Source organism: Streptomyces turgidiscabies Car8, assembly GCF_000331005.1.
GTDB classification, from domain to species: domain Bacteria; phylum Actinomycetota; class Actinomycetes; order Streptomycetales; family Streptomycetaceae; genus Streptomyces; species Streptomyces turgidiscabies.
The window spans coordinates 19302-27448 of the sequence record NZ_AEJB01000251.1 but is presented as its reverse complement, the minus strand read 5'-3'; the positions used below and the strand labels follow the sequence as shown (position 1 = coordinate 27448).

Below are 8147 nucleotides of genomic sequence, written 5' to 3'. Positions count from 1 at the left end.
GACGGTCCGGCCGCAGCCGGCGGCGCGTCTCGGTGCCGTAGACGGTGTGGGCGGCGGTGCCCGCCAGGACGTGGACCACGGCCGGGTCGGCCTTGAGGCTGGCCGCCGCGGCGCGCAGGCGCTCGGTGTCGTCGGCGCGGTGGGCCCGGTCCTGGACGCGCAGTTCGGTGGCGCCCGTCGCGACCGCCCGCACGGTGTTGGTCTGCGGGTCGACGGTGACCTCGACCTCGACACCCTCGGCGGCGGCGCCCTGGGCGACGACCGCCCGCTCCGCCTCGGCGCGGACGGCGAGGATCTGCTCCTGCGTGGCGCCGGGCACGATCCGCTCGATCTGTTCCCGTACGAGTGCGAGGGCGACGCCGATGGGGCTGATGACCTCGTTGTGGCGGGCGATCCGGCCCTCCATGCCGCTGGTGCGGGCGAGGTGCGGGGTGACGGTCGCGGCCCCGCCGCCTCCGCCGACGAGGACGGCGGTGTCCTTGTCGAGGCGGTAGTCGCGCATCACGGCGTCCACCACCTTCCTCACCTGGGCGACGCCCGCGTCCAGGATCCGGGTGGCGGCGGTCGCGACATCGGTGCCGAGTACGGCGGCCAGCGGCGCGACCGCTGCGCGCGCGGTCTCCGGGTCGCAGCGGGCGAAGTCGCCCTCGGGGACGAGGCCGAGGGCATTGGCGGCGCACGTCATGGTGACGGCGAACCGGCCCTCCGCCGTGTCGAGCACGGCGTAGTCGGCGGGGTCGCCGGCCAAGGGCCGGACGGTGGCCACGGTGGCGTCGCGCAGCTGCTCGGGGGAGGCGAAGCAGGCGTACGGCAGCCCCGCGATGTGGGCGCTGCGCGGCCCGACCCCCGTCACCCGGCCGTCGCCGATCCGCACCATGGAGCCGCCGCCGACGCCGACCGTGCGCACGTCGAGGGCGCTCAGGTACGAGGTCCTCCCGAGGACGGTGGCGTGCCGGACGGCGACCTTGCCGCTCCGGACGACGCTGATGTCGGTCGACGTGCCCCCGGTCTCCAGGAACACGCCCTCGCTCACCCGCTCCCGCATCAGCGCGCCCGCGACTCCGGCGGCAGGCCCCGACAGCACCGTCAGCAACGGTCGGCGGCGCATCTCGTCCAGGGCCATCACGCCGCCGTCGCAGCGCATCACCATCAGGGGCGCGGTCACGCCCGCCTTGGTGACGGAGGCGTCGACGAGGTCGGCGGTGGCCAGCATGCGGGGCAGGATCGCCGCGTTGACGACGGCGGTGCGGGTGCGTTTGTGCAGCCCGTACAGCGAGGTGATCTCGTGCGCGCCGGTCATCGGCAGTCCGTACGGCCGTGCCGCGTCCAGGACGGCCCGCTCGCCCTCGGGACGGTCGACGCTGAACGGCTGGCTGGCGACAAGGACGTGAGCGCCCTTCTCCGTCAACTGCTCGACGGCACGGCGGACTTCAGTCGCGTCGTGCGGGTCGGAGACATGGGCGTAGACCAGCGGAAGCCTTTTACCGGGGGCGAGTTCGAGCTTGGCGAACGAGGCGAGGCGGCGGGTGAACACCGTCGAGGGGCCGGACCCGATACCGATCAGTCCGACCGTCGCCACGTCGCCCTCCAGGAGGGCGTTGGTGGCCTGCGTCGTGCCGTGCGCCAGGAAGGCGATGTCGGCGGCGGCGCGACCGGTCTGCTCCAGGAGCCGGCCGAGCGCCTCGACGATGCCGTGTGCGACACCGTCCGCGTGACGGTGGCTGGTCGGGACCTTGACCTGCCCCAGGAGTTCGAGGGTCGTGGCATCCACAGCCACGGCGTCGGTGAAGGTTCCGCCCACGTCGATGCCGACGCGGATGCGGGGTGTGTTCATGTCAGGGCACCTCCTTTGTACCGTCCGTGTGCTTCGTGCGTATGCGTGTGTGCGGCGTACAGCAGCCGCGACGTCTCAGTAGCCGCGAACGTCCGGCCAGTGGCGCTGGACACCCTCGCGGTCGAGGAGCCGCGCGAACTCCCCGAACCGCTTGTCGTCGGCCTGCACCTGGTGCGGCTCGACGTCCTCGGCCACACAGTGCGCGGCCAGTGCTCCGGCGACCTCGCCGACGTTCCACTCCACCGGGTGGAGCCGGTAGCAGCCGTTGGTGATGTGGGTGGTGCCGATGTTCTTGCCCGCGGGGAGCAGGTTGCGGACCCGGCGTGGTACGAGGGCGCCGAGCGGGATCTCGAACGGCACCGACCCGATGTCGACGTAGTTGTCGCCGCCGGTCGAGGGATGCAGGTCGATGCGGTACCCGCCCACGCCTACGGAGTCCCGGTGCCGGGTGCCGCCGTACGGCCCGACGACGTCGATCGCCACGTCGTGCTCGGTGACGGTGGTGACGGCCTTGATACGGCGGGACTCGCGGACGTACGCCGACTTGGCCAGGCCGTCCGCCGTACCGGTCACGTCCGGGCGGATCCTGAGGCCCGGGAAGCCGGTGCCGCCGTCCGGGCGTGGCGCCTCGGTCTGCAGCCAGTACAGCAGCGACAGCGACAACTGCCGTGCCCCGCGCAGCGCTTCGGCCTCCTGGCCGATGTAGGGCTTGAGCCAGTAGTCGTTGAGCGGCCAGTTGACGAGGGTGATGTCGGAGTCGAAGGCGCCCGGCGAGTGCAGCTTGCGGGCGAGAATGCGGCGGAAACCCCACAGCTCCTTGTCGCCGGCGTCGGCGCTCTGGTCGGCGGAGACACCGAGCGGGTCGAGTTCGGGATTCGGTACGAAGGTCCGCGGCACCGGCTCCAGTGTGCGCGGGTCGGGCGCCTCGAAGCCGAGCAGCGGACCGGGCCAGAACGAGGGCCGGTAGTCTCGCCAGAAGCCGAAGTCGTCCGGGCGGTCGATCGTGTGGTTCTCGCCCTCGTGGTGGGAGAGCGCGAAGCAGACCGTGATGCCCTGCTGGTTGAGGGGCTGGGCCTCGTCCGGGGCGTGCGGCTCGTCGAACTCGGCGCGTGCCTCCGCCCCGTTCGCGTGCTCGACGCCCGCGAGGTGGAGGAGTTCGCCCGTCTCGGTGGCGTCCAGGACATAGCACGCGGTGAGGGTGTGACGCGTTCCGTCGCGCAGGTCCTCCAGGGTCACCGCCCGCAGGACATCGCCGTCGGACTCGGCGGAGACCGGCCGGTGCTCGGTGAGTACCGTCAGCCGGCCCGCCGCCCGGTGGGGCGCGAGCATGCCTTCCAGGACGGCGAGGGCGACCCTCGGCTCGTGGCAGAGCTTGCTGACGCGGCCCGCTCCCGGGTTGAGGTCGGTGAGCGCCAGGGCCTCGGCCCGCAGCGGATACCAGTGGCGGTAGTACCGCCGGATCTCCTCTCGGAGCCGCCGGTACGTGGCGGTCGTACCGAACCGCTCCACCCACGGGTGCTCGTCGGGCGGGACGGCCTGGCTGGTGAGCTGGCCGCCGATCCAGTCCGTCTCCTCGGTGAGTACGACGCTGCGGCCCGCCCGGCAGGCGGCGAGCGCGGCGGCCACGCCACCGAGACCGCCGCCCACGACGAGTATGTCCGCTTCGGGTATCACGCTTCTCCTGGCTTCTGGCTCTGGTTGCCGGCTACTTGTTCGGGCTCATGGGTGGGGTGGAACGGACCGTGCTCAAAGCTGGGCGGGCGGCGGGGGCCCGGTCGTCGGGCCGGGCCGGAAGGCGCAGGCGACGAGCCTCTCCCGCGCCTCCTCGTCCGCTCCCTCGCCTCCCTCTCCCGCGACGAGCGCGGCCAGCAGCCGTACCGCCGCGGCGCCCAACTGGGGCCGGGGTATGTCGAATCCGGTGGGTACGGGCTCGCTCGCCAGATCGGCGGGCGGACTGCCGAGCAGGGCGAGAGACACGTCAGCGGGACAGTCGAGGCCCGCCGCCCGCACGGCGGAGAGCAGGCCTCGCCAGGCCGCCCCGGTGTCGGTCTCCTCCGCGACGAAGGCGGTCACCCCGTCATCGGCCCAGGCACGCAGCCGTTCGGGAGTGAGGTCCCGCTCCGGATCGGCGGACCGGAAGACGGCCGGCGGCCCGGCCGGCAGCCCCGCTGCCTCCAGCCCCTCCAGGAAGCCGCGCTGACGGTCCGCCGAGGCGGGCGCGTCGTCGTCCTCCCGGACGAGGACGATCCGCCGATGCCCCAACTCGGCCAGATGGCCCACGACTTCACGGGTGGCCGCGACATAGTCCGCGCCCACCCAGGCCACACCCTCCAACGCCTCGCGGCGCCCCAGGTGCACGACCGGGAACCCGTCCTCGACCAGCCGCTTGAGCTCGGCCCGGGGTGTGTGCCGGCCCATGAAGAGACACCCGTCGGCGAGCCGCACCCGGCTCAGTGCGTCGGGCACCGCGGCCCCCGCACCGCCCGTGCTCGACCCGGTGAACAGGACGAGGTCGTAACCGAGCGCCGCCGCCTCGCACTCCACGCCGACCAGGAAGGGGTAGTACGAGTGCTGCACATCGGTGGGGAACGTGGCGGTGAAACTGAAGACACCGAGCAGGTTGTTGCGGACGGCGGCCAGCCGCCGGGCAGCCGGGTCGGGCACATAGCCCAGACTGCGAGCCGCCTCCAGGACCCGTCGGCGGGTCTCCTCGGAGATGACGCGCCCCTTGCCGTCGGGCTTGGGGGAGAGCACCAGGGACACCGTCGCCTGGGACACTCCCGCAAGCCGTGCCACCTCGGCCTGCCGCGGCCGTCCCGTACGCCCGGTCGGCGCGGGCGTACGCCCCGGCCGCTTCCTGCGTTCCACCGTGGCTCCCCTCCCGGCCGCCTCGTTAATGCGTATTACTAATGCGCATTGACGGAGACTGTACCTCCTCGCCGACCGGGTCGGGACCGCCGTCGAAACCGGGCGCGCGGCGGACAGTCGCGGACACGTCGGCGCAGTTCAGGGGCCTGCGGTCGGCGTCAGCAGCGCAGCCGGCACTCGCTCGTTACCGGTCGGGACCACTCAAGGTGCTGTAGCTCTACCGGCGGCTGCCCGGCGCAGCCGTACTGCCCCGCTCCACCAGCCGCGTGGACAACTCCGTGCGCGTTCCCTCCGGCCGTTCCCCCGCCATCATCCGCACCAGCAACCGCAACGCCGTCGCCGCCATCTCGGCGAGAGGCTGGCGGACGGTGGTGAGTGCCGGACTGACCCATCGAGCCTCGGCGAGATCGTCGAAGCCGACCACGCTGACGTCCTCCGGCACCTTCAACTCCCGTTCCGCCAGGGCCTTGTACACCCCGAGCGCCATCTTGTCCGAGCAGACGAACACCGCGGTCGGCGGCTCGGGCAGATCGAGGAGTTCCAGCATGCGCCGGTGGGCGACCGTCTCGTCGAAGCTGCCGTAGCGGACGTACTCTGGGCGCTGACGCACACCGGCGTTGGCGAGTGCCGAGCGATAGCCGGCCACCCGGGCGCTGCTGCACATCTTGCGCCGGTAGCCGGCGATGACCGCGATCCGTTCATGGCCCAGGGCCAGCAGGTGATCGGCCGCCGACACCCCGCCGTGCCAGTTGGCCGCGCCCACCGACACCACGCCCGGCGGCGGCTCCAGCACCGGGTCGATCATCACGAACGGGATGTGGTGCTGGTCGAGCCACGCGTACTGCGACGGCGTCAGCTCGGCGAGGTTGAACAGGACACCGGAGGAACCGCGGGTCGTCAGCTTGTCGAGCCAGCCGCGCTCCGGGCGCCCGCCCCGGGTCCGGGTCAGGCCCGCCGACACGACCATCTCCAGCCCGGCGTCGTGCGCCGCCTCCTCCACACCGTGCAGCACAGCGCCCGACCAGGAACTGTCCAGGGAGTGGACGACGAGATCGACCAGACCGGGCGACTTCGACGCGTCGAAGCGGGGTCTGCGGACATAACCGAGCCGGTCCAGCACCTCGGTGACCCGTCGCCGGGTCTCCGGCGCCACGTCCTCCCGGCCGTTCACGACCTTCGAGGCGGTCGGCACGGAGACCCCGGCCTCCCGGGCCACGACCGCCAGCGTGGGGCCCGTGGGGGCGGCGCCACCTCCGGTGCGGACCATCTCCAACCGCCTCTCCGGCCGACCCGGGCCAGCGAAAATTTCGAATAGCGCTGCTCACACGACGGAAACATTGACCGCGTAGCAACCGGTTTCTACATTAAGGCCGCCTCACCACGACGTGAAGACGTAGGAATTCAAAAGGATCACGCGGACCGAAATTTTCGAAATACCGAACGCGAACGCGGCGACGGTACGAGCACAGCCTTGAGAGGTGCGGGCATGACCGCAGACCACATCCGCAACCCGGTTCTCCCCGGATTCCACCCGGATCCGAGCATCCTGCGAGTCGGCGCGGACTACTACCTCGCCACCTCCACCTTCGAATGGTTTCCGGGCATTCCCCTGCACCACTCGACGGACCTCGTCCACTGGGCGCCCGCCGGTCACATCCTGGACCGCGCAGACCACCTCGACCTGCGCGGAGTCGCCGACTCGGCCGGTGTGTGGGCGCCCTCGCTGTCGTACCACGAGGGACGGTTCTGGATGGTCTACAGCGTCGTCCGGACCGTCGGCTCCCCCTACAAGGACCTCGACAACTACCTTGTGACCGCCGAGTCCGTCGACGGCCCGTGGTCGGAGCCGGTGTTCCTGAACTCCTCCGGGTTCGACCCGTCCTTCTTCCACGACGAGGACGGCCGCAGCTGGCTGCTCAACATGCGGTGGGATCCGCGCGAGGGCCGCCCGTCGTTCGCCGGAATCCTCCTCCAGGAGTACGACGCCCGGAAGCAGGCCCTGATCGGGCCGCCCCGGACGATCCTCACCCACGAGGAACTGATCGAGGGTCCCAACGTGTATCGGCGGGGCGGCTGGTACTACCTGATGCTCGCCGAGGGCGGCACCGGCTGGAACCACGGCATCCTGATGGCCCGCTCGCGCGAACTCGCCGGACCCTACGAACTCGACCCGCAAGGCTCGCTTCTGACGACCCGTGACCTTCCCGACTGGCCGCTGCAGAAGGCCGGGCACGGGGAGTTGGTGTGCACGGAGACGGGGGAGTGGTACCTCGCCCATCTGGCCTCCCGCCCCGTGGCCACGCCCGAAGGACCGCGCTGCGTCCTCGGGCGCGAGACCTGTCTGCAACGCGTGACCTGGACGGACGACGGCTGGCTGCGACTCGCGGACGGAAGCCGCCGACCGAGCCTGGAGGTACTGGCGCCCGTTGCCACTGGAACGCCAACCGGCACGCCAGCAAAGGGAGTTGGAAGCGAAGCGCAGGCCCCTGGACATGCGCAGGCCCCTGGACATGCGCAGGTATCCGGACGTCCAGAGGCCTCCGGACGTACGCACGCCTCTGGACGGGCACACACCTCTGGACGTACGCAGGACTCCGGGCGCGACGACTTCGACGGTCCGGCGCTCCCCGGCCACTGGAGCACCCTGCGCGTCCCCGCCACCCCCGACTGGCTCACCCTCACCGAGCGGCCCGGCCATCTGCGGCTGCGCGGCCGGCAGAGCACCCACTCGCGGTACGACCAGAGCCTGGTCGCCTGCCGGCTGACCTCGGTGCGCTGCGAGGTGACGACGGTGGTCGACTTCCGCCCCGCCGACTTCACCCAACTGGCGGGCCTGATCTGCTGGTACGACACCACCCAGCACTACTACCTCCGCGTCACCCACGCCGAGGGCAGAGGCAGGGTGCTCGGCGTGATCCAGACCGACGACGGGACGTACGGTGAGTTCCCGGACTCCCAACTGGACGTCGACGACTGGCCCTCCGTGCGGCTGCGGGCCCGCATCGACGGCGCCGAGCTCCGCTTCTCGGCCTCCCCGGACGGCACGGACTGGCGGCCGGTCGGACCTGTCCTCGACGCGAGCAGGCTCTCCGACGACTACGGCGAACGGCTGCGCTTCACCGGCGCGTTCGTCGGCGTCTGCGCCCAGGACCTGGGCGGCACCCGCGCCCCGGCCGACTTCGACTGGTTCGACGTACGGGAACTCCCCGACCGTTAGGAACCGGTTGCCCAGCCGGCTCGTGTGAGCGGCCCCGGCGAGTGTTTTCGAAAAGTCGCCGACACCCTTGACGTCGTTTGCAGACAGGAAGAAGCTCTGCCCACGACGCATGACAACCGGTTGTCACACCCGACTGATCACCCGACCGGTATGCCGGTATCGCGGTTCCCCATAACCCGGTTCCCCGTATCCCCGGTATCCCGGTATCCCGAACAAGCCACATCAGGA

The 8147-nt window shown here is 71.4% G+C and carries 5 protein-coding genes; 1 reads left to right on the top strand and 4 read right to left on the bottom strand.

All coding sequences use genetic code 11. From position 1 onward, the window contains the following. From STRTUCAR8_RS16510 to STRTUCAR8_RS16495, 4 genes are all read right to left on the bottom strand, one after another. Positions 1-1834: hydantoinase/oxoprolinase family protein (locus STRTUCAR8_RS16510; protein WP_006376921.1), on the bottom strand; the 1834-nt coding region annotated here is incomplete at its 3' end. Positions 1835-1909: 75 nt separating this feature from the next. Next, complete coding sequence (locus STRTUCAR8_RS16505; RefSeq protein WP_006376933.1) at positions 1910-3508, bottom strand: FAD-dependent oxidoreductase; 1599 nt, start codon at positions 3506-3508, stop codon at positions 1910-1912. Positions 3509-3580: 72 nt separating this feature from the next. After that, positions 3581-4702 (bottom strand): LacI family DNA-binding transcriptional regulator, encoded by a 1122-nt coding sequence (locus tag STRTUCAR8_RS16500; protein ID WP_006376913.1) that lies wholly within the window; start codon positions 4700-4702, stop codon positions 3581-3583. A 217-nt stretch (positions 4703-4919) separates the two neighbouring features. After that, positions 4920-5969, bottom strand: coding sequence for a LacI family DNA-binding transcriptional regulator (locus STRTUCAR8_RS16495; protein ID WP_044472313.1), 1050 nt, complete (start codon positions 5967-5969; stop codon positions 4920-4922). 219 nt (positions 5970-6188) lie between these two features. On the opposite strand from STRTUCAR8_RS16495, the gene STRTUCAR8_RS53380 reads away from it, so the two are divergent. After that, positions 6189-7919 carry a glycoside hydrolase family 43 protein gene (locus STRTUCAR8_RS53380; RefSeq protein ID WP_006376917.1) on the top strand — a complete coding sequence of 577 codons (1731 nt, stop codon included), beginning with the start codon at positions 6189-6191 and terminating at the stop codon, positions 7917-7919. Positions 7920-8147: the final 228 nt, after the last annotated feature.

Excerpts from the sequence above, each read along its gene's own strand:
- STRTUCAR8_RS16495 (WP_044472313.1), bottom strand. The coding sequence starts at position 5,969 with ATGGTCCGCACCGGAGGTGGCGCCGCCCCCACGGGCCCCACGCTGGCG.
- STRTUCAR8_RS53380 (WP_006376917.1), top strand. The coding sequence starts at position 6,189 with ATGACCGCAGACCACATCCGCAACCCGGTTCTCCCCGGATTCCACCCG.